We start from the raw sequence: 21,048 nt of genomic DNA, 5'->3' as shown, positions 1-21,048 counted from the left end.
ATCTACCCCTTCAGTGCCGCTGCAAATAGCGCTTCCCCGTCCTTCACATCACGCAGACGCGACAGATAGGCCCTCATGTCGCGATTCGGCGAGAGCTCCTGCCAAAAACCCATGGTCAACATGCTGTTCACCCCGTATCGCTGAAGGCCTTTCACGTCGAACGACAAGATCATCGCGCGCTCGGCATCAGTCAGCGGCAAGCGCTCGAGGAACTGCTCCGCGCCCTCTTTAAACCGCTGTTTAGCGCCGCGATCGATACACAGCTGATGCAGCACACGCTCCACGCTGTTGCGGCTCATGATTGCTGTCCAACGAAATCCGTGACGAGCCGGAGGAAATCGTCTCGGCGCTCCGTTTGCACCCAGTGGCCGCACTTGGCGAACTGGTACAGATCGGCGTTGGGAATGTGCTGAGCGAGTAGCGCACCGCAAGCAGGCGGCACGACTCTGTCCTCGCGCCCGTGCAGCACGAGCGTCGGCGCTTCGATGCCGGCAACGGCGGACGCGGGAAATCCCTTGACGATCGTCGGCCCGTCGTTATTCGGCCTCGGAATCAGCTTACGCAAGGCGTCTTGCGCACCAGGACGAGCGCTGGCCTCATAACGCGTCCGGACCATCTCATCGGTGATGATCGCCTGGTCAAAAGGGAACAAACGCATCGTCTGCTCCATGTTCTCGAGCGACGGTTCATATGTCCATGCCGACCTCAGGCCGGGGGTCTGTTCGAATTCGCCTGCAGGGGTGCCTAGCAACACTAGCCGGTCAACGCGTTGCTTGTCGAAAAGCGCAAGCCCGATGGCGAGCGCGCCACCGAACGAGTTTCCGACGAAGGACGCCTTCTCGATACCAAGTGCGTCCATGATGCCCGTGAGATGGCGCACCCAGAGCTTGATGTCGTACTTGCTGCCTTCCTTGAACTCGGTGAAACCAAAGCCGGCGATGTCTGGCACGATCACGCGAAACTGCTCACCAAGATCGCTCATCACGCCCTTCCAGTTGGTCCAGCCCGACACACCGGGACCAGATCCATGCAGCAGGAAAAGCGGCTTGCCCTGCCCGACCTCGTGATAGTTCGTTCGATGGTCCGCCGCCTGCAGCGTCTTTCCAACGCCTGCCAAATCGCCCATTCTCGCTCTCCTCGAGTTCTTTCCATACACATACGTATGTGTATGGAGTGCATCGTATGTCGTCGCAGAGATGAAGTCAATAACCCTAGCCAGTCAAATTTCCAGGTGTTAACGTGAATACACATGACCATACGGTTCTGCATGTGTCGATGAAGTAAAATATTTCTTTTGCCCTTACGGACACGCAATGTCACGATCTTCGGTACCGCGTACTTCGGACGCGTCAAGCAAACCTCAACTCACGCCGGATGACTGGATTCGTGCAGCCGCAGAAGTTCTGGTCGACAAGAGTGTCGAAGCCGTGCGTGTAGAGGTTCTGTCGAAAAATCTTGGGGTCACACGGGGCAGCTTTTACTGGCACTTCAAAGACCGCGACGATCTCTTGAGTCATCTGTTGACGTGGTGGCGCGATACCGCCACAGAGCAAATCATTGAGCGTTTTGAGAAACGCAACGTCAAGGCGCGGGAACTGCTGCGCCAACTGCTGGCATTGCCGTTTCACGGCGAAGCAGCGCAGGTTGCCGCCGCGACGGAGTTAGCGATACGGGGATGGGCAAGGCGGGACGAGATGGCCCGTCAATTTGTGGATGAGGTGGATGGGAAGCGCCTTGCTTATATTGCCCAGTGCTTTAGTGCACTCGGCTTCGATATTTCGGAAGCACGGAAGCGCGCATTCGCCCTTTACAGTTATGAGTTGGCCGAATCCCTACTTTCAAACCAGGGTACCGATAAGCAGCGGGACGAGCGGCGCGTATTCATGGAGCGCATGCTGCTGCGCGACGAACACTAACTCTGGCCTACGAAAGCAGGACCTCGCAGCAGCGCCCGTCCTGCCTTTCAGCTTCAGCAAGCCGTACCAGAAGGTCATGCTGCGACCGGCTTCTTGCGCATCCTGATGCCGTCAGGCGGGGCATACGGCAAAGCGACGAGCTTTTGTACGCAGTCTTCGGCACAGTAAAACAACCCAGGTCTGGAACAATGGATTTAGTAATCGTCCAGGGCCGGTACCGTGCTGCCAATCCGCAAACTTCTTGGGGTTACGCCGAACGCTTGCTTGAACGTCCGACTGAAGTGGGCTGCGTCGTTGAATCCCCATTTGTAAGCCACGTCCGTCACCGTTTTCGTACTGGCAGCCGCACATAGTTCGCGATAGCAGACTTTCAGCCGACGATCACGGATCCAACGACTGACCGTTGTCCCCGTACCTGCGAAGGTAACATGTAGTTTCCGTACCGAAATATGATGAGCGTTTGCGATTGACGCAGCGCACAATTCGGGGTCGTCCAGATTTTTGTCAATGTACTGCCGGATCGCATTTAGCAGTATGGCCTTTGAGGATGGACGATGGGTGTTGACGGTAAGCGCCGCGTCGAGCAAGTCGAAAAAGGACTGACAGGCAATCGCCAAAGCGCCATCGGACAGTTGGTCGAGCTCCTGGGAGATCGTCCGGAGATGCTCACCGGCAATGGCCGACAGGCCGGACCCTTGCACCGCCGGTAACGCGCCGCACAAATGAGTGGCAGCGCTCGCAACCGTCAAGGGAACTCGCTCGCGGGGCACAAGCAGATAGAACTCGCGATGAGACCCCTCAACGTCAAAGTCAAAACCCAGCTCACTATCCCAGATCAGCAGATGATTGGGGGGCAGTACGACCTCGCGCCCATCTTCGTAGCGGCACGCTAGCCGTCCACTGAGGTTCATCAGAACCCCCAGTAGCGGTGCATCTCCCGACGCCGCTCGTTGGCCCGTAATCCGGCCACTTCGCAACTCCCCGATTGTCAGCCGATCCACTTTCCGGTACCGCACAGATGCGTCAAATCCGTCCGGCTCTGGGATCGATAACGTCCAATTTACATGCAGATCAGAGAGCTTGCTGCTGAATGCGTCCTGCAAGAGCTTGTGGGGCAACCCGTGGGTCGACCAGGTAACAGCTGCCATTGGGTTCCTTTCCATTGGCGAATTGACAAATAACTACTACCAGCGATCGTGTGGATCAGTAAGGCCGCCGTCAAGTGCGCAGAAACCCCAATCCGGGCCCACGATGCACAAACCGACAAGTCGCATGCACGCATGTGCAAGCGCCGGATGCCGGTCACCCAGTACAGTCGGTCATCACCAACAGTAACCAAACTATTAAATAGGAGGAGACGATGAGCGAATTGCGTCCTGTCGTCATCTATGGCGCCAGTGGTTATACCGGACGGCTGGTGGCTGAGTACTTGCGTGAGTACAGCATTCCCTTTGTCGCCGCGGGGCGGAACAAGGCCAAGCTCAAGGAAGTCATGGATTCCGTTCCCGGGATCGAGACTGCCGACTACGAGATTGCCGAAGTCGACGGCTCTGTCGAATCGCTAGTAGCGCTTTTCAAAGGCCGAAAAGTCGTCTGCAATATGGTCGGCCCCTTCCTGCGATATGGCCCCTCTGTCCTCGAGGCGTCGCTACGTGCCGGTTGCCACTATCTCGACACCGCTGGCGAACAGCAACACCATCTTCAACTGCTGGACCACTGGGGTCCGAAATTTGCCGCGGCCGGACTAGTTGTCTCCACTGCGGTATCGATGCAGTACGCAGTGCACGACATCGCTGCCCGCATCGTGTTGGAAACACCTGGAATCGACACCCTTGAGCTCGGCGAATACGTCAGCGCCATCCCAACGGTTGGGTCGAGCCAATCGATGTTCGACGTGATTCGTACCGACTCGTACTATCTGCAAGACAACGTCCTGAAGAAGTACGACGGAATCGTGCAGCAGGACATGGTCGTACCGGGCACTGCGTACGTCGTGCCCGGTCTTCAGTGGGGCGGCACCGCATTGCCAGTCTTCTTCCGCGACGATCGACGGGTACGCAACTGTCGCATGTTCGTCGCGATGCGCAACGACAAGGGCGACATTCCTCAGCGCGTCCGAGCCGCGGAGCGCATGTTCAAGGTCATGTTCCAGTGGCTACCCGAGGACAAATTGCACCCCGTGCTGGATCGTGTTGCGGCCAGTATGACGCCGAACACCCCTCCCCGAGAAAACCGGCAGGTACATCGCTCTATTGACTGGTGTATCGGTCGGGGCAACAACGTCACGGCGCGCACCGTCATTCACGGCACCTCCGGCTATCAGATCACCGGCTTGTTGCAAGCCTACGCGGCAATGCGATTGATCGGCAATACCTTCAGCGGAGTCGGCTTCCGCTCCCCGGCACAACTGCTGGGACATCGCGAGCTCATGGGAGCGTTGGAAGCCTACGGCCTGGCTCGCGTGACCGAGGAGACAGTGGCATGACCCACATGCCCGTTTGGGTCGCCGGCGTGGGCATGACCGAATTCGGTGTTAGGCCGGACGTGTCGGTCAAGGAACTGACGCGGGCTGCGGTCATCGACGCTCTCACAGATGCCGGCGTCAATGCTGCCGCCATCGAAGCCGCATATTTCGGCAATACCTGTCAAGACGTCCTTGAAGGTCAAGTCGTAGTGGCCGGTCAGATGGCGCTTCGGTCGATGGGCTTCGAACGTATCCCGATCGTCAATGTCGAGAACGCGTGTGCGACGGGGGCCACGGCATTACATCAAGCCATCATGCATGTGCGCTCTGGAGCCGCCGACATTGTTTTGGCGGTTGGCGCCGAAAAGCTCAGCATCGGCGACAAGACGAAAGCACTCGGAGTCTTTGACGGCGGTGTCGACGTGAACGATCGGCAAGGCGTCCGTGCCGTGCTCGAGGAACTCGGTGGTGCGCTTCCGGATGACGGGAAGCCTCATAGCCTGTTTATGGACGTCTATGCGGCGCTCGCGAGAGCGCATATGAACGCGTTCGGTACGACTCGGGAACAACTGGCTCTGATCGCCTCGAAGAACCACGAGCATGCCGTACACAACCCGCTCGCGCACTTCCGCGCCGAGATGTCTGTAGAGGAAATCCTCGCAGCACGCCCGGTGTCGGGCCCGCTCACCGTTCCAATGTGTGCACCGCTAACGGACGGAGCCTCGGCAGTCGTCGTCTGCAACGCAGCCGGTTTGAAACGTCTCGACGGTAGCCGGCCAGTTCGCATCCTTGCGGCCGTTCTGCAAAGCGGGACCGTGCGTCCGTTATCCGCATGGGACCGTTCCGTCACCCGCCTGGCCGCGCAAGCTGCCTATGAACAAGCGGGCGTCGGACCACAGGACATTTCCGTAGCGGAAGTCCACGACGCATCGTCCTTCGGCGAACTCTTGCAATCGGAATTGCTTGGATTTTGTGAGATCGGTTCCGGTGGCCGGTTCGTGGAGTCCGGCGCGTCCAAGCTGGGCGGCCGCATGCCCATCAACCCATCCGGCGGCCTTGAGTCCAAGGGACATCCCATGGGTGCCTCGGGCCTCGCGCAGATTTACGAGCTCGTGCAGCAGCTTCGCGGCAATTGTGGAGCGCGCCAGGTCGCCGGCGCCCGCATTGCACTTGCAGAAAACGGCGGCGGGCTCTACGCCGGTGAAGAGGCCGCCGCCGCAATCACTATTCTCGGCTCCTGAGTCGTCCGCATCCAACCCCCGGAGGAGACTATGACCTACCAGACACTTAACATTCGGCGCGACGGCCGGACTCTCTTCGTCGACTTCAACAATCCCCCGTTGAATCTCATCAACGCTCAGATGATCGGCGAGTTGTTCGATCTCGCAGGATCACTGGCTTTTGACCGTGAGACCGCAGTCGTCGTCTTCGGCAGTGCCAACCCCGAATTTTTCGTCGCTCACTTCGATCTGAACGATCTGCTTCGGCTGTCGAACGATCCGACTGCACCGCGCAGCCGCTATGACGACATCAACGTGATGCAGGCGCTCGCAACAGCATGGCAGATCCTGCCTCAAATGACTATTGGCGTGGTTGACGGAATTTGCCGCGGCGCTGGCCTCGAATTTCTTCTCGCGTTGGACATGCGGTTCAGCACGCCAAAAAGCAAATTCTGCTTGCCTGAGGCCAGCGGCGGAATCCTGCCGGCCGGCGGCGGTACTACCCGGCTTGCGATGCTGATCGGTCCCGCTCGCGCCCGCGAGGTGATTTTGTCGTCTCGCGATTTCACGGGTGACGAAGCCGCAGCCTACGGCTTTGTGAATCGCTCGCTTGCGCGCGACGACCTGAACTCCTATGTGAATACGCTCGCCCATGATGTCGCAAAGCGCCCTGCCGGCTCGGTCGCCGCGGTGGACGAAGTCATCAAAAGCGTCTTTGGATCCGCCGTCGAGGCACAGTTTGCAGGGTTTGCGAGCGAAAACGCGGCATTCATGAAGCTCGTCGATATTCCCGCCGTTCGCGAGGGCCTTGAAAGAATGGCTCAAATGCAGGATGTCGAGCACGAACGCGATCTCCCGGCGCACCTCGCCGCCGCGAAGTAGCAGAAACCACCGTAAAGAAACGAAACGGAGACGCCGAAAATGAGTCAGCAGACGGAACGCGATACACCGGCTTCAGTGCGGCCCGGACTCCCGTATATAGAACTAACGGGATTTGAAGTGCTCAGCGACGAAGAAAGAACCGTCCAGCACGCCATGCACAGATTTGCACGTGACGTGATGCGCCCGGCGGCGATCGCAATCGACAAGCTCACTGCCGAGGAGGCGATTGCGCCCGGCTCGCCATACTGGGACTTCGTCAAGACGGCCGTCGCATCGGGGATCAGTTTCGACACCGACGCCGGGGACGTTCCGCCCGAGACGCTAGCCCGGCTTCAGGCTATCGTCATTGAGGAATTTGGTTGGGGTGACGTAGGACTTACGGTGTCGCTAGCCGCTGCAGCGTTCCCTAACATGATGGCCAAGCGAGCCGCCAACCATGAACTGATCGAGTTGACGGCGAACAAACTAGGGTGTTGGGTCGCCACTCAGCCGGATCGCGGCTCGGACGGGACAATGCTCTATCCGGGGGAGCGGCACCCTCTCGCGCCGCAAGGCAACAAGGGCAACCTCACGGCGAAGGTCACCGGCGGTGACATTGTCATCAACGGGCAAAGCTCCGCGTGGGTTTCCAATGGGTCGGTCGCTCAAGTTGCGATTTTGACGATCGTTGCCGATTACGGCAAAGGGTTCTTCGACGGGGACGGTCACCCACACGGTATCGAAGTCATTGTGCCCTTGGACCTCCCGGGAGTAAGCCGAGGCAAGCCGCTCGAAAAGCTGGGACAACGGGCTTTGCCCCAAGGCGAAATTTACTTTGACAACGTCAAGGTGCCCTTGCGCTATGCGGTGTCGTCTGGGGACGAATATTGGCGTGGTCACGCAAGCACCTGGTCTACAGCAGGCGTTGGCATGGGTCAGATGGCAACGGGCATGGCCCGGGCAGCATTTGAGCTTGCAATCGAGTACGTCCACGAGCGGCGCCAGGGCGGCGCGCTTCTCGCCGACCATCAAATGGTCCAATACCGGCTCGGTGCGATGGCTCGAAAGGTGGAAACCATGCGTGCCGTGGCTCGTCGCGCCACCGAGTACACGCTGCTTTCGCCGGCCAAGCATCCGTACTTCACGGGCGGGTCCAAAGTCACCTGCACCGACCTCGCCTTCGAGGTAGTCGATGAAGCCTTGCAACTCTTCGGCGCATACGGTCTGACCCGCGAGTACCAGCTTGAAAAGCTCTTCCGGGACGCGCGGGCCGCGCGGATCGAGGACGGCGAAAATCATCTTCTCAATATGAAATTTGGATACCTGAACTCGCTGCTTTATCGCGGCAATCGAATCGGGTTGTGAATTAGGAACTTGTATGGCTATCACTGATTTCTTCGACCGCGGGTGGCGTGCCAACCCGGATAAGATCGCCTTCATCGCGGGCGATCGCACCTTCACGTATAGGCACATCGGCGAGCTGTCCTGTCGTGTCGGTAATGCCCTACTCGGCCGCGGTATCGAGCGCGATGCCAAAGGCGCGGTGCTGGCAAGTAACGACCCTGAGGCGTGGGGTTGTGTACTCGGACTGTGGCGTGCCGGTCTCGCCTGGGTCCCGGTCAATCCGGCGAATCCGCCAGAGGAGACCCAGCGGCTGCTGGACGGCTTTGACTGCGAAGTACTGTTCTGTCACGAGCAGTTCCTGCCGCTTGTGCATGAAATTCGTGCTGACCTGAAAAAACTGCACACCGTGATCTCTCTGGGCGACAACGTCGAAGCTGCATCTGCAGCGGGTGCCGTTACGCTCGAATCGTTCCTTGCAAACGCGCCAGCCTCCCTTCCTGACTTTGTCCCGGAACAGGGCTCCCTCGCCGGCGTGATGCCGACCGGGGGAACGACGGGGGCACCGAAAGGTGCGATGAACACTCACCGAAGCTTGTCCGTCAGCGCACTGCACCAGATGTTTGCGGCGCCATACTCTTCGGACGAGCCGATCGTGAATCTTGTCGCCGCTCCGATGACACATGCCGCCGGCACGCTTACCCTGCCATGTACCGCACGCGCAGGGACGATTGTGGTGATGAATCGAATGGACCTGCATCACCTCCTTGACCTGATCGAGAAACACCGTGTTACGGAACTCTATCTGCCGCCCACGGTAATTTATCGACTTCTCGAAATTCCCGGGATCGAAAAACGCGACTTCTCATCGCTGAAATACTTCATCTACGGCGCAGCTCCGATGTCAACGGAAAAGTTGCGCCACGCGATCGAAGTGTTCGGACCTGTAATGTTTCAGGGATATGGTCAAGCCGAAGCTCCCTCCGCGATTGCATTCATGCGTCCCGAAGACCACTTCCGCAACGGTGAAATTGCCGACGACGCGCGGCTCTCGGCGGCCGGGCGACCTGCTCCGCTCGTGCGGGTCGAGATCCTCGACGATAATGGAAAAATTCTTCCGACCGGCCAGGCAGGCGAGATCTGCGTTCGTGGCGATCTGCTGATGGCAGGTTACTACAGAGCCCCGGACAAGACTGCTGAAACAATCATTGATGGCTGGCTGCACACCGGCGACATCGGCTATCTCGACTCAGAAGGCTTCCTTCATATTACCGACCGCAAGAAGGACATGATCATCAGCGGCGGGTTCAACGTCTACCCGAGCGAGGTCGAGCAGGTCATCTGGACCCACCCGGCGGTGCAGGACTGCGCTGTGATCGGCATTCCGCACGCCGACTGGGGCGAAGCAGTCACGGCTGTCATCGAGTTGAACCAGGGCGCACAAGCGACCGAAGACGAAATCATTACCTATTGTCGCCCTAAGCTCGGTGGAATCAAAACCCCCAAGCGCGTCGTGTTCGTCGATGCCCTTCCCCGAAGCCCCAACGGCAAGGTCCTAAAAAAAGATGTGCGCGCGCCTTTCTGGCGGGACGAGCAGCGCAAAATCTAACAAGCACACGGGGACGTAGAGGTTCGGACGGTCGGCATACTCCGACCGGCCTTTTCAATACTCAATTAACGATTGAATTGATTCGCATAACGAAATTCATAGTGGCGGTCTAACGTACCTTTCGTTAACGATGGCAGAGAGGAGACATTGAATGGACAAGAACCGTCCTTTGGTTACACCGACAGACGTCAGGTGGATGCCAAATTGCGTCAAAGTGTTGTGTCGTGCTGCAGCAATGCGTGGCAATGCGGAGGTGCACGGCCATGTTCAGTAATCTCGTCGTGGCCATCACTGGTGCGGGGTCAGGCATTGGCCGTGCGCTGGCTATCGAGCTCGCTCGCAGGGGCGCTCGTCTCGCACTGTCAGATGTGAGCGAGCAGAGTCTAGCGAAAACCGTCGCGCTTTTGCCGGTCGGCACCTCGTCACGTTCCTACTTACTCGACGTTTCAAGTCGCGATGCAATGTTTCGACATGCGGACGAAGTAGCCAGTGACTTCGGGCACGTCGACTTTGTGACCAACAACGCCGGAACCTCGGTGCTGGCCTCAGTCGAGCACGCCACGATAGAGGAGTTCGAGAAGGTAATCGGAATCAACCTGTGGGGTGTGATCTACGGCACCAAAGCGTTCTTGCCAAAAATGCTGGCCCGGCGCCAAGGCTGCATCGTGAATATATCGAGTGTTTTCGGGCTAGTGGCGACACCCTGCTCGGCCGCATACACAATCTCCAAGTTCGGCGTTCGAGGACTAACAGAAACACTGTGGCAGGAATTGGAGGGCACCGGCGTGCGAGCCGTACTCGTGCACCCGGGTGGCATCAACACCAACATCAGCAACGTTCCGAAAGCCGAACACGAGACGGATTTTGAGCGTCGTCTACTGGATGCCAACAAACGCCAGATGACGACAACACCCGAGCAGTGTGCATGCGAGATTGTGGCGGGACTGCTACGCGGCGACAAACGGCTGCTGGTTGGCAATGGCGCGCGCTCCCTGCAATGGATTGCTCGTCTGTTTCCCGACAGCTATGGCGCACTCGTGCGCAGAAAGTTGGGGGTTTAACCCGGCCCGACCCGGCGTTACGTCGCGGCAACGTCCTGGTCAACGGCCCGCAAGTCGCCACGCCAACCCGTTCTAGCACGAGCGCCTCGCAGAGCACTGCGGCGGCCTTACTGTCCCACGGTTCCGCGAAGGCCGCCCCTCCCAATATGGCCTCGCTGAACTGTCGGAAGCTGTAGTTCGACCACAACGTATAGAAAAAAACGACAACGGAGACAATTATGTGGAAGTGGAAGTACGCAACAACGGCATGCCTGTCAGGCTTGACGCTGATTGCTGGATCTGTCGACAGCGCTCACGCACAGGCGGCTGGCGACAACGTCGTCAGTCTTGGCTGGGCGCATGTGGCGCCACAAACCGGTAGCGGTCCGCTGACGGTAACAAGCGTCGGCGGAACGCCTGTCAACATGCCGATTCCGGGTTCAGGGTCTGGTGCCCGAAGCGCCGACTTACCCGCCTTCATCTTCGAACACTACATTACCGATCAAATTGGCGTTGCGTTTTTGGGTGGCTGGCCCGGTCGAATGCAGCTAGAGGGGCGGGGCGTGATGGATAGCTATGGCGTTCTGGGCGATACGCGGACGTGGGCTCCCGAGGTGGTATTGCGTTACCACTTTGGTCAGCCCGACAGTCGATTCAGGCCCTTCGTCGGCGTCGGCGTTAATTACACGTGGTTCACTGACACGCGTGTCACGAACTCCGATTTTGTCGAGCAATCCTTCGGTCCCGGTGGAACTGCGACTGCACATGCCTCCAGTTCATGGAATCCGGTGGTACAGGCTGGCCTTGACTATCAGATATCCAAGCGCTGGTCTGTGGACATGCTGGTTGCATATATCCCTACCGACACCAATGTGACGCTGACAGGGAAAACGGCAGGCGGAACAGAGATTGTCAGTCATGCGAAAGTCAGGCTTCATCCAATCGTGACTTTCCTCGGTATCTCGTACAAGTTTTAACGGTCGAAGGTGCTGCCTAAGCTCCGAAGGTATTCGGACGGAGCTTGACTGCATCATCTTTAGCTCCGGGTTCGATAGAACTGAATCGACGGCGAACGATTCCAAAGGGCAGAAGCAACAACGGTTCGGTAATAAAAGCGTTATAAATTTCGTCCCATTACGCCATCAACTGCATGGCGTTCCTTTTGAGCTAAATTCATTCATATGAGGTGAAGATAACATGCGAATGGCGGGCAAAACGGTGCTGGTCACAGGTGGAAATAGTGGAATTGGATTCGCTGCGGCCAAACGGCTATCGGAAGAAGGCGCTACTGTGGTTATCACCGGACGCAACGAAGCTACACTTTCTGAAAGCAAGGCGGCACTTGGCGAGTCGGCTTTTGCCTTTCGCTTGGATGCTACTGACTTCGTCGGCCTGGAATCCGGGCTCGCATCCATCGTGAGAGACGTAGGCAATTTCGACGCTGTGTTTCTGAATGCTGGCGACGCAAGCTTGACGCCAGTGGGCGGCACGACTGTAGAACAGTTCGATCACTTGATCGCGACGAACCTGAAAAGTCCCTTCTTCTACGTTCAAGCGCTTCTACCCCACCTACGAAACAATGCTTCCATAGTACTGAATAGTTCGATCGGCAATGCGATCGGAATGCCGGGGATGGCAGCCTATGCTGCCAGCAAGGCTGGACTGATCGGGATGGCCCGATGCATCGCCTCAGAGCTGTCTGGAAGAGCGATCCGCGTAAATGTCGTCTCTCCCGGTAATATTCGAACTCCGTTCTGGCGAACTGTAGCAGACGCCGCGCTCATTCCAGCCGTCCATGAGTTCGCGACGCGATCCGTCCCACTGGGCCGCCTGGGTGAGGCAGAAGGGGTCGCAGAGGTCGTGCTCTTTCTCTGCTCTAGTGAGTCATCGTATGTGCAAGCTACCGAACTCTATGTTGACGGTGGGGTCACTGGCGCGATGATGGGGGCTCCCGCCTATCGCCAGGGTTAGCGTATCTGCACGCGGCAAGGTGCGACACCGCTTTGGTCGACATCACTCCGATGCTGCTTAATCGATAACCCGCAGTTCTGTCGAATCCCTGAAGACGGTTCACAGCAGGCATTCCCCCGTCCGCTCGTCGCGAAACACATCGGTAACCTGTCGGGATGCCAGCACTCTTAGCTGAGTGAAGCAGGCGATGTCAGCTGGGCCGACAGGTGTAGATCTGTCTCTCGAATCAGGCGCAGTTCTATGGAAAGTCTGGCAATCAGCGTCAGGAGCATTTCACCCTACTGCGGGGCGGCGCTGAGCGCTCTCCATACGACCTTTGTCGCTGCACGAAGTGCTTCAACGTCGGCCGAGCCCCCGCGTACGGGGCGAACGAGGACAATTAGTCCCGCCATATGCGAATAAAGCAGACGACCGCGGAGCGCGCATTCTTGAGGCGTAAGCGACGGGTTGATCTTCCCTACCAGGCTCGCAAATGTCTCCTGAAACTGGCGGTTAAACCTGGCCACCAGGCTCCGGGCAAACTCTTCACGCTCTCCCATGCTCCATCCTTCGAGACAAAACGGCGCAATGTGGGTACCGGGTTTGGTCAACTCATCAAAGGCGACGTCCACGATAGCGTCGAGCCGAACCTCTGGTGACCGTTCATCGTCCTTGACCAAACTTTGATACAGCGCCAGGTATCGCGCCGCCACCTCTTCCATCGCCGCACGCAACAAGTCTTCCCTGCTCGGGAAGTAGTGCTGCAACGTAGCCAGGTGAATACCTACCTCGCTGGCAACGCGCCGGAGAGCAAACCCGACATTACCGTACTTTGCGAGCACATCGATCGCCGCCTCGAGGATTTCCGGAGTTCGCGTTGTCCTGTTACCGCGGCGCTTCGGCTCGTCGGGTTCCTCTTTCCTGCCAGCCAAGTTGATCGCGACCTGTTTCACTTATGAACACTCCTAGCTGATTGCCAGTTGTCGGGGTATGGCCGTCGACGTAGCTGCACTGCCGAGCGACGACTGCCTTGATGAGGCACGACCACGGCGTACCACGGTTGAATACCGCCCTCAACAGGAGATCCATCACTGCTCCGCGCCCAGATAATACGTCAAACGACCAATAATTACCAGACAATCGACCGGTTCGCGATCTGCAACTACCAAAATTCTGCCAAATACATAGACAAATCCGTAGTTTCCCGGTCGCTGAGAATCTTGATTTATTGGTCGCATGACTGTATAAATCAGTCATGCGACCAATATTAGAGATTGCCTGACGCCGACCTTCCATCGGCCAGGCATTTCTCCGTCGCGCACGTTGGTGACGCAGCCAACCGCGTCCCACGTTGGATAAGACACAGTCGAGGACGGTCGACGTTGGTAGCCGCGCCTGTGAATGCTTTGATGTATCCATGGAGTTCGCGATGAGCCTCAGCGAGAAATCCTTGCGCAACCTGATCGACAAGTGGCTTGCGCCAACTCCGGCATCACCGGTACATCTAACGCGGTCGCGTTTGAGCAATACGGCTTCGGGAGAAGCGCGTTGCGTCTTCGCGAGGTCCTCCAGACTGACTGGGACTGTGCCGCTCGAAATTATGTTCTTCAGGCACGATGACGGCCGTTGGTATGTATATCCCCCTGCGACCAAACGGCCGTCAATGCGCACCGGCTGATTTTGCTCCAGAGGCAATTGCGACCGCCCGGTCGCATCTCACGTTCGTCAACATTCGTCCGTATCCGCGGTCAGCCGAGCCGAGGCACGACTACCGGGGAGAGCCGTTTGCGGCCCTGCCCGTCGTCAGTTTCACGCTGTGTCGTTCGTAAAGACCATGAAGGGGTAGGTGTCCGGTCGGTATTGTACTTACAAGAGAGCACGGGCATCATCCTCACCCCCTAGCGCCCTGCGCGCAGCTTCGCGCACGTCGGGTAGCTCGCTAGTCAATAAGGAATGCAACATCTGATGAAGCTCACGGCCAAGGCTTTCGACAAACTCAGGCTCCGGGTTCTCAATGCCATGCACGAGATAATTTCGAACTCGACGAATCTGCTCGATATCGGTCAACTGTTTTGAGCTAAACACGTCCTCGAACTTCCTGAGCTTCGGTGCCATTGCCAGTGATTTTCCATCGCTTCCTAAGTTCCGAATTACGGCAAGCTCCCGGATGAACTGCTCAAACTCGATCCACTGTGAAAGAAAATAGCCGATAGCATGATGCTTAGGGTCTTGTGCCGCCGGCCGTAGAACCATGGCGTTCACAGTCACGCCAGAATCTAGTGTTTCGTCTTGCCCACGTGCCATTGCATATGCACTGTACCGATCCGAGTTTGCCTCAAGAATTTGATCAGTAATCTGCTCTGCAATCGGGCGTCGTTCGGTGTCGGGGACCAGGCCCTCAAGATATGGACGCAACTGCTCCGCTGTCGAGATCCCCAGCATTACCAAAAATCTGTAGAGTAGCTCTACGTCGCCTATAACTGGCTCTCCCGCTAGGTCGCCAAATTTTGAGCGACCGTACTTCACGAGAAACGATGCGAGGTCATAGTGATTTTCGAACTTCGCACCCTGCGCAGAAAGTCGGATCTCCGCGGCCCGTTGAAGACGCTCGAGCGCAATTTCGCCGGCCAGAACCATCCCATTTAGCTCGTCCAGTATCGCCAATTCGTCCTCAGACAGACTGCCTTGGAGCGGTTTGTACACAAGATCGTGCTCGACTTCTGACCACGCATGCATCAATACTGATGCTACCTGTACCTCAACTCGAGCTTCAGCGAAGCGTTTGTCTGTGTCAGGAAGGGTCGACTCGCGAATCTGAAGCCGATAGTGGGTGGCCCAATAGCCCGAGAAGCGCTTTCTATAGCTAGGGTTCGTGTTCGACGTCCCTTCGAAAATCTTCGGCTGCTCACCCAAGGCGTACCGTTCCTGAATTATCTTGTCCACCTCAACGCGTTCAGCGGGAAAATACAACGCGACTCTGACACCGGCAAGGTCAACAATGTCGTTGTAGATGTCGTCAACCGTTGCATAGTGCTTTTCCTCGTTCCGTTGACGAACTTTCGACTCAAGGCGCTTGGGGTTTTTTGCTCTTGATGTCACCATTGCACGGATGCCAGAAGCCTCCAGCTGCGCCTCAAGTTGCTGCGCAACAATGCGTCCCGCATGCTCGAAGAAGTCGAATTCACGGCGATACCTCGCGATGAACTGACTGACAATGTCACTGTCCGATGGTGTGCTCATGCTCTCTTATAATTTTCCGATAGGCCGAACGGACTTTTTCCAGCGCTGACACGCCGATCTTTGCGCTTCCCTCAAGGTTAATTCGCGTTCTGCCGCGCCTTGGTAATTTTGATGATTGCCTTTAACGCTACCAAATCAGCTCCCAATTCTGCAGCAGAGGGAGGCGCAAGGTATTGCCCCGATGACGGGTCGTGTGCCTCAGTCATTTTATTGCACCGGCTTACCAGGCGGTCATACTCTTGCTGCTCGACTAGAGGAAAACCGACTACGCGACGTAAGTCCCCGGCTTTGACGTATTCATGGTGCCGCCTAACGACGCCTCCGAGCACCACGTCCTGGATAACACGCTCAATCGTTGAGCGCAGTAAGCTGTACTGGCGGCGGATTAACTCCGTCTGTTCTGCATTCGGATAAGCCGGCCAGTCTTTCACAAGTAAGCGCTGAGTACGCTCGATAGCGTCAATTCGCTGAGCGTACGGCTGATGGTCCCATGGCAGCCCAGGGACAATAACTCCTGGACGGCCGTTTTGCCACTCGAGATTTTGGATATGGAGCCCGACTTGCGCATCCTGAACGGCATCCTCCAAAAGAGCCAAAAACACGGTTTCATGGGTGAACACAATCACCTGCCTGTCGCGACCCTCCTGGGCCAAACGCTGCGCAACGTACTGCCGACGCCAGTGGTCAAGGGAACTCACCGGATCGTCAAATACTATCGCCCCCTTGTGGTTAAATTGACGCAATTCGGCCAAGAAGCAGCCAAGTGAAATTGACCGCTGCCCCCCCTCCGAAAGGATCTCGTCAAGGTTGTACGTTCCAGGCAGGTTGAGGCCCAGCCGATACTTGTTTTTGCTCCGATCGCCCCGCGGAATCAGCTTCGTCTTGATGTGCCCGATACCCAGCCGCGCAAACTCATCATCGAGCGCTGTGGCAAGCGCCTGGTTCACGCCGATGGTCGCAAACTCCTTTGACTTGGCTGTTATCCGGTTCGTCCTCAGATCTACTTCGCAGCTTTCGAGCTGTTTGTGGAGTTTCATTCGGTTCGCCAGCGCTGCCACCGCGCCTCTTACTGGTGCGAGATGCGTACGAGCCAGTAACTCGTTTCGCTCCTTTTCGAGCTTCTGGCGAGCGGCGGCATCCGCCGCATTGTTGAGACCGCTGGCTCTTTGAGTAAGCCTGCTCGCGATGGCCTCAAGTTTCGGCCGTGGGTCCTGCGGCAGATCTGGGAGCCCGTCCCAAACCCCACTTTCGGCAAACATCAACATTGCTGAACGGCGGGTCTCGATTCCCGCCTCAAACTCGAGAATCAACGCGGGCAGCCCCCGTTCCAGAGTCTCGAGCTCGTCACTCAGCGAGAGGGGCAATTCCTGAGACAGCACCGCGCCGGTAATCTTCGCGGTCCCCACGGTCAATGCCTCACGCGCCTTCTGTGCCGTGTTCGCGGCGTCGGCCTTGACGAACTGCTCGAACCGGAGCATTCGCCCGGCACCATCTTCAAGTGGCTGTTGACACAACAAACATACCGCATTGCGGCGCCTCCGTTTTTTTTGGACACAGATTTGGGGTAAAACGTGTGATCCAAACTGGAGTGGTTGATGTTGAAGAAAGCTGATTCGAAGGCGATTGCGCCAGATGCGCAGGAAGGAGCGCGTAGCGCGACTGAAAGCGCCTCTGGCGCGGCCGAAGTCAAACGCTGGTCGACCGGCCGCAAGCGTAGCGTGGTGCTTCGGCTGCTGCGCGGCGAACCCGTTGACGCCGTGTCCCGCGAAGTCGGTGTGACGATCGCCGAGCTCGAGCAATGGCGTGAACTGGCGCTGGCCGGCATGGAGGCCGGCCTCAAGGCACGCACCACCGATCCACTGCAAGCGCGGCTGAACGACGCCGTGCGACGGGTCGGCGAGTTGTCCATGGAAGTCGAGATCCTGCGCAAGGAGCGTGAGTTGCAGGCCCGTCGCCCTTTGAGCGTCCGGAGATCGTCGACATGAGCCACACGATCTCCGTCAGTGCAGGCAAGTCCTTTGGATTGCAGCGGGTCTGCCAGGTGCTCCAGTTCCCGCGCTCGACGATCTACGCGGTGCGTGCGAGAGCGGCAGCTAACGTGGTGCCGATCATCCCGGGGCGTCGCGGCCCCAAGCCGAAGATGCCCGATACCGAACTGCTGAAGGCTATTCGCGACGATCTGGCAGCGTCGCCATTCACCGGCGAAGGTCATCGCAAGGTCTGGGCACGGCTGCGCATCTTGCGAGGCATCCGGGTCTCCAGAACCCGTGTGTTGCGATTGATGCGTGAGCACAGTCTGCTCTCGCCGCACCGGCGGCCAAAAGGCGAACCCAACCTTCACGACGGCCGGATCACGACCGACTGCCCCAATGAGATGTGGGGTACCGATGGCGTGCGCGTCGCGACCGTGGACGACGGCATGGTGTGGATCTTCTCGGCCGTTGATCACTGCGATGGCCTGTGCACCGGCATCCATGCGGCGAAAATCGGTGACCGCTTCGCTGCCCTCGAGCCGATCTCCCAGGGGCTGCTGGCCGAGTTTGGCTCGGTAGTCGCCGACTCGGGGCGCGGGTTGTCGCTGCGCATGGATCACGGTTCGCAATACACCTCGGACGACTTCCGCGACCAGATCCGGTTCTGGGGCATCGCGCCCAGCTACGCCTTTGTCGCCGAACCGCAGACCAACGGCGTCGCCGAGCGGTTCAACCGGACAATGAAGGAACAGGCGATTCATGGGCGCATCTTCAAAAACCTGGAGGAAGTTCGTGCTGCCGCCATCGCATTCAAGGATCGATACAATCGCGACTGGCGTCTTGAAAAGCTGGGCTTCAAATCACCCCTCGAAGCCCGTCAGGAAAGGCTGATGAAACTGGCCGCCTGAACTGCAAAAGCGTGTCCAAACAACCGGAGCCGGTACACAAACATACCGCATCTTCCGTGTGTGGAAATGCATGATTCATGTATGCAGCCTGCTCCGAGTAGCGGCGCGCAGCCTCAAACAACTCTTTCCAGATCGGCTCACCAGTGCCAGGAAGCAAGGCCTCACCTGCTCGAAATCCCTCGGCTGCAAGCTGCTCAGCCTTGGCCGCGTTGATTGCGGTTGCAGCCAATGTTTGCAGACGCTTAACAGACTCGCCTTTTACCCAGGCGTGCGCTCTGTCCAGCCGTTGTGTTACCTCACCGAAACGCTTGGCTTGGTTCGAAAGGTTGTTCGCGGTGGTCTTGGGATCGGCTTCCTTCAGCAGCTTGTCCAATTCAGCGTATCGGTCAAGCTGCACCTGCTCCAATGTTCCTAGCTTCTCGATAGCTGCGACGTCAGTTCTATAGCTGAGATTCGCTATCAACTGGCCAACTTCAGTGTCACCGAGCAGGTTTTTATATGGCGACTTGTCGATGTCGATCGAGTTGCGCTCGTGGTCCAATCGTCGCTTCAAGTGAGGCAGGACCTTGCTTCCCAGTTCCTCAACAACGCTCAATCCATACGGGGATATTGCGGCTTCCTGTTCCGCGGTCAGATAGACCCGCGCACAGTGAGAGTCGAAAACCGCAATGCTGGCCAGCTTCTCCGGAGACTCTTCTCCCCGCCTCCAAATAAGAGCCTCCTCTACGCCGTTGTCGAGTACATCGAACGTCGCCTCAGGAATATGTTTTGATGCAAGAGGGTCTGATGTGTCTGGATGCACCTGTTCAACCTGATCGCGCGCGCGACATGCGCGTTTGAGGGCGCGAGCGTAGCCGGACTTCCCGCTCCCGTTGCCGCCGAATATCACGGTCAAACCCGAAGCTGCGAATGTAAGCACCTGTCCGGCAGCCAATCGGTTGAGATATTTTGTATCCCGCATGGCCTTCAATGCGACGGGCGAGACGGCTGCTTGGGCTGCGGGAAGGTTTGCTGCCGACAATGGAATCGCCGCCAGATCGCCTGCATTCGGCAACTTATGCTCTACGAGCAGGAGGTCGTAGAGCTCCGCGTAGTCGGCATCGGTCAGGCCGGTCTTGGGAGCAGTAAATAAGCGACGCACAGCATCTTGCTGCCAGAGTTTCAGTTCACTTTGCGACCACTTCAGTATTTCGTCCAACAATGCCATCGCCCTTCCCCGTGCGGACAGGCTCGTATGGAATACAAGCCCGTTCTCAGCAAAAATCCAGCTATTGTCCCGATGCAGCGTTCTATCCCAAGAAGACACTCATTCGCGCAACGCAACTAACTCGACTGCAAGCGATGTGCTTTTTAACGAGCTTGCGCCGATGGCGCCGGGCACGATACGCGTGCCGATTGGTCCGTACATCGTGCCAATAGACGCCAGACGGGCCGTTTGTGGGCCTGCAAGGTAACTCGAACTCACGCGTCGGTTACCGAAAGGCCGGGCGAAAGTCGAGATAGTCCGCCGCCGCAAACGTTGCTGCTATCGCCCGTCGTTGAAGGTGGCGCGAGCAATTGCTTCAAACTGGTCGGCGAGGGCATCATCGATTTCCCGACCTGAGATCTCCCCTTTCCATCCGACGATGGGTGGCCAGTTAACGTCGAGCAACTCAAGTTGCTTCTTCGTATATCCGCCATTGCGGGTGGCGTTGGCACGGATCCATTCGTCGGTGATCTTCACAAGTATTCCTCGATTTTAGCCAATCGCCTCCAGCACCCAGAAACTGATGCGTAGCACTCGATGACATAGATTGCTGACGCACCCCTATTGGTCAGCGAGCGCGGCATATTGCAACAGCGTCGGAGATTCCGTCTCCCTTCGTCGCACGATCAAGATAACTAGCCGCGGTGAATCTCTGTACGCCAGATGAATTCTGGTTCAACCGGTTCCATTGAGCCCCCCAAAAAACGAACCCCGCCAATTCCTTGGCCGGAATTTAAGCGAGCGCGATTCGTCGCCCCTACGAACTCGACCGGACCATCAAATCAACGGTAGCGCATACGACGCCCCAGAACCGACCTTCCGCAAAACAACGCCTAGCGATCGGAAGTGCGCTTACATTCAGGCACTTGCTCCTTTGGTAAGCAAGCCGCGCAGCGGCTCAAAACCCAAGAAATCCACCCGTTATTCCAATCGCATATCTGTCCGCAACGAACTCAGGAAGGAATAACCAGAGCAAACAATAGAAAAACGTTCCTCAGGAAGGATACCGGGATCTCGCCGGACGAAGAACCGACCAGCCAGACGCGCAATGTCTTCCAGAGCTCGGCGCTCAGGTCACCAAGGCTCGCGGCGGTATTGAGTGCATGTTTTCGTCTGCAACACCGCAACAGGATCACCGTCGGCGTGAAAACTCACGTCGTCGAGTGCTTCGATTTTGACAACGAAGTCCGCAGTCCGGCTTTTCCTGCCGAACCTGATAGATGTATCCGAGCATTGACGGCCCGGCGTTGAAAGCACTAACGCTCGTCTGCCTCATCGTG

Annotated in this window: 19 protein-coding genes; 11 read left to right on the top strand and 8 right to left on the bottom strand. The window is 57.6% G+C overall.

What is annotated here, in order from left to right; genetic code table 11:
* Nucleotides 1-2: 2 nt before the first annotated feature.
* Nucleotides 3-299, bottom strand: a complete 297-nt coding sequence (locus B0G77_RS17000) for an extradiol ring-cleavage dioxygenase (RefSeq protein WP_133663155.1) — start codon at nt 297-299, stop codon at nt 3-5.
* A complete protein-coding gene (locus B0G77_RS16995; RefSeq protein ID WP_208116430.1) occupies nt 296-1,126 on the bottom strand; it encodes an alpha/beta hydrolase in 831 nt (276 codons plus the stop codon). Before B0G77_RS16995 ends, B0G77_RS17000 begins: the two co-directional genes overlap by 4 nt.
* 187 nt (nt 1,127-1,313) lie before the next feature.
* On the opposite strand from B0G77_RS16995, the gene B0G77_RS16990 reads away from it, so the two are divergent.
* Nucleotides 1,314-1,916, top strand: a complete 603-nt coding sequence (locus B0G77_RS16990; RefSeq protein WP_133187362.1) for a TetR/AcrR family transcriptional regulator — start codon at nt 1,314-1,316, stop codon at nt 1,914-1,916.
* A 194-nt stretch (nt 1,917-2,110) separates the two neighbouring features.
* On the opposite strand, the gene B0G77_RS16985 is transcribed toward B0G77_RS16990, so the two are convergent.
* The gene (locus tag B0G77_RS16985) at nt 2,111-3,064 is read right to left on the bottom strand and encodes a helix-turn-helix domain-containing protein (protein WP_208116429.1); all 954 of its coding nucleotides are present in this window, start codon (nt 3,062-3,064) and stop codon (nt 2,111-2,113) included.
* 212 nt (nt 3,065-3,276) lie between these two features.
* Between B0G77_RS16985 and B0G77_RS16980 the strand changes: the two genes are divergently transcribed.
* From B0G77_RS16980 to B0G77_RS16945, 8 genes are all read left to right on the top strand, one after another.
* Nucleotides 3,277-4,401 (top strand): DUF5938 domain-containing protein, encoded by a 1,125-nt coding sequence (locus B0G77_RS16980; protein WP_133663153.1) that lies wholly within the window; start codon nt 3,277-3,279, stop codon nt 4,399-4,401.
* Complete coding sequence (locus B0G77_RS16975; RefSeq protein WP_133663152.1) at nt 4,398-5,621, top strand: thiolase family protein; 1,224 nt, start codon at nt 4,398-4,400, stop codon at nt 5,619-5,621. The genes B0G77_RS16980 and B0G77_RS16975 overlap by 4 nt, the downstream gene beginning before the upstream one ends.
* A gap of 30 nt (nt 5,622-5,651) precedes the next feature.
* Nucleotides 5,652-6,482, top strand: a complete 831-nt coding sequence (locus tag B0G77_RS16970; RefSeq protein ID WP_133663151.1) for an enoyl-CoA hydratase/isomerase family protein — start codon at nt 5,652-5,654, stop codon at nt 6,480-6,482.
* Between the two features lie 39 nt (nt 6,483-6,521).
* Nucleotides 6,522-7,826 carry an acyl-CoA dehydrogenase family protein gene (locus tag B0G77_RS16965; protein WP_133663150.1) on the top strand — a complete coding sequence of 435 codons (1,305 nt, stop codon included), beginning with the start codon at nt 6,522-6,524 and terminating at the stop codon, nt 7,824-7,826.
* A 13-nt stretch (nt 7,827-7,839) separates the two neighbouring features.
* Entirely contained in the window at nt 7,840-9,411 is a 1,572-nt protein-coding gene (locus B0G77_RS16960) for an AMP-binding protein (RefSeq protein WP_133663149.1), read from the top strand.
* 263 nt (nt 9,412-9,674) lie between these two features.
* On the top strand, nt 9,675-10,472 hold the full coding sequence (locus B0G77_RS16955) for an SDR family oxidoreductase (RefSeq protein WP_133663148.1): 798 nt from the start codon (nt 9,675-9,677) through the stop codon (nt 10,470-10,472).
* A gap of 218 nt (nt 10,473-10,690) precedes the next feature.
* A complete protein-coding gene (locus B0G77_RS16950; protein ID WP_133663147.1) occupies nt 10,691-11,428 on the top strand; it encodes an OmpW family outer membrane protein in 738 nt (245 codons plus the stop codon).
* A 220-nt stretch (nt 11,429-11,648) separates the two neighbouring features.
* A complete protein-coding gene (locus B0G77_RS16945) occupies nt 11,649-12,422 on the top strand; it encodes an SDR family oxidoreductase (RefSeq protein WP_133663146.1) in 774 nt (257 codons plus the stop codon).
* A 278-nt stretch (nt 12,423-12,700) separates the two neighbouring features.
* Here the strand turns inward: B0G77_RS16945 and B0G77_RS16940 are convergent, their stop codons facing one another.
* From B0G77_RS16940 to B0G77_RS16925, 3 genes are all read right to left on the bottom strand, one after another.
* A complete protein-coding gene (locus B0G77_RS16940; protein ID WP_133663145.1) occupies nt 12,701-13,354 on the bottom strand; it encodes a TetR/AcrR family transcriptional regulator in 654 nt (217 codons plus the stop codon).
* 913 nt (nt 13,355-14,267) lie between these two features.
* Complete coding sequence (locus B0G77_RS16930; protein WP_133663143.1) at nt 14,268-15,641, bottom strand: RelA/SpoT domain-containing protein; 1,374 nt, start codon at nt 15,639-15,641, stop codon at nt 14,268-14,270.
* Between the two features lie 77 nt (nt 15,642-15,718).
* On the bottom strand, nt 15,719-17,119 hold the full coding sequence (locus B0G77_RS16925) for an AAA family ATPase (protein ID WP_133663142.1): 1,401 nt from the start codon (nt 17,117-17,119) through the stop codon (nt 15,719-15,721).
* A gap of 117 nt (nt 17,120-17,236) precedes the next feature.
* On the opposite strand from B0G77_RS16925, the gene B0G77_RS16920 reads away from it, so the two are divergent.
* Both B0G77_RS16920 and B0G77_RS16915 read left to right on the top strand, forming a co-directional pair.
* Nucleotides 17,237-17,626 (top strand): transposase, encoded by a 390-nt coding sequence (locus B0G77_RS16920; RefSeq protein WP_133663094.1) that lies wholly within the window; start codon nt 17,237-17,239, stop codon nt 17,624-17,626.
* Entirely contained in the window at nt 17,623-18,522 is a 900-nt protein-coding gene (locus B0G77_RS16915; RefSeq protein WP_133663093.1) for an IS3 family transposase, read from the top strand. The genes B0G77_RS16920 and B0G77_RS16915 overlap by 4 nt, the downstream gene beginning before the upstream one ends.
* On the opposite strand, the gene B0G77_RS16910 is transcribed toward B0G77_RS16915, so the two are convergent.
* Both B0G77_RS16910 and B0G77_RS16905 read right to left on the bottom strand, forming a co-directional pair.
* A complete protein-coding gene (locus B0G77_RS16910; RefSeq protein WP_133663141.1) occupies nt 18,470-19,729 on the bottom strand; it encodes a hypothetical protein in 1,260 nt (419 codons plus the stop codon). The genes B0G77_RS16915 and B0G77_RS16910 overlap by 53 nt on opposite strands.
* Before the next feature lie 318 nt (nt 19,730-20,047).
* The gene (locus B0G77_RS16905) at nt 20,048-20,245 is read right to left on the bottom strand and encodes a hypothetical protein (protein WP_133663140.1); all 198 of its coding nucleotides are present in this window, start codon (nt 20,243-20,245) and stop codon (nt 20,048-20,050) included.
* Nucleotides 20,246-21,048: the final 803 nt, after the last annotated feature.

Origin of the sequence: Paraburkholderia sp. BL10I2N1 (assembly GCF_004361815.1) — a bacterium.
Lineage (GTDB): Bacteria > Pseudomonadota > Gammaproteobacteria > Burkholderiales > Burkholderiaceae > Paraburkholderia.
This window is presented reverse-complemented; position numbering and strand designations above follow the sequence as displayed.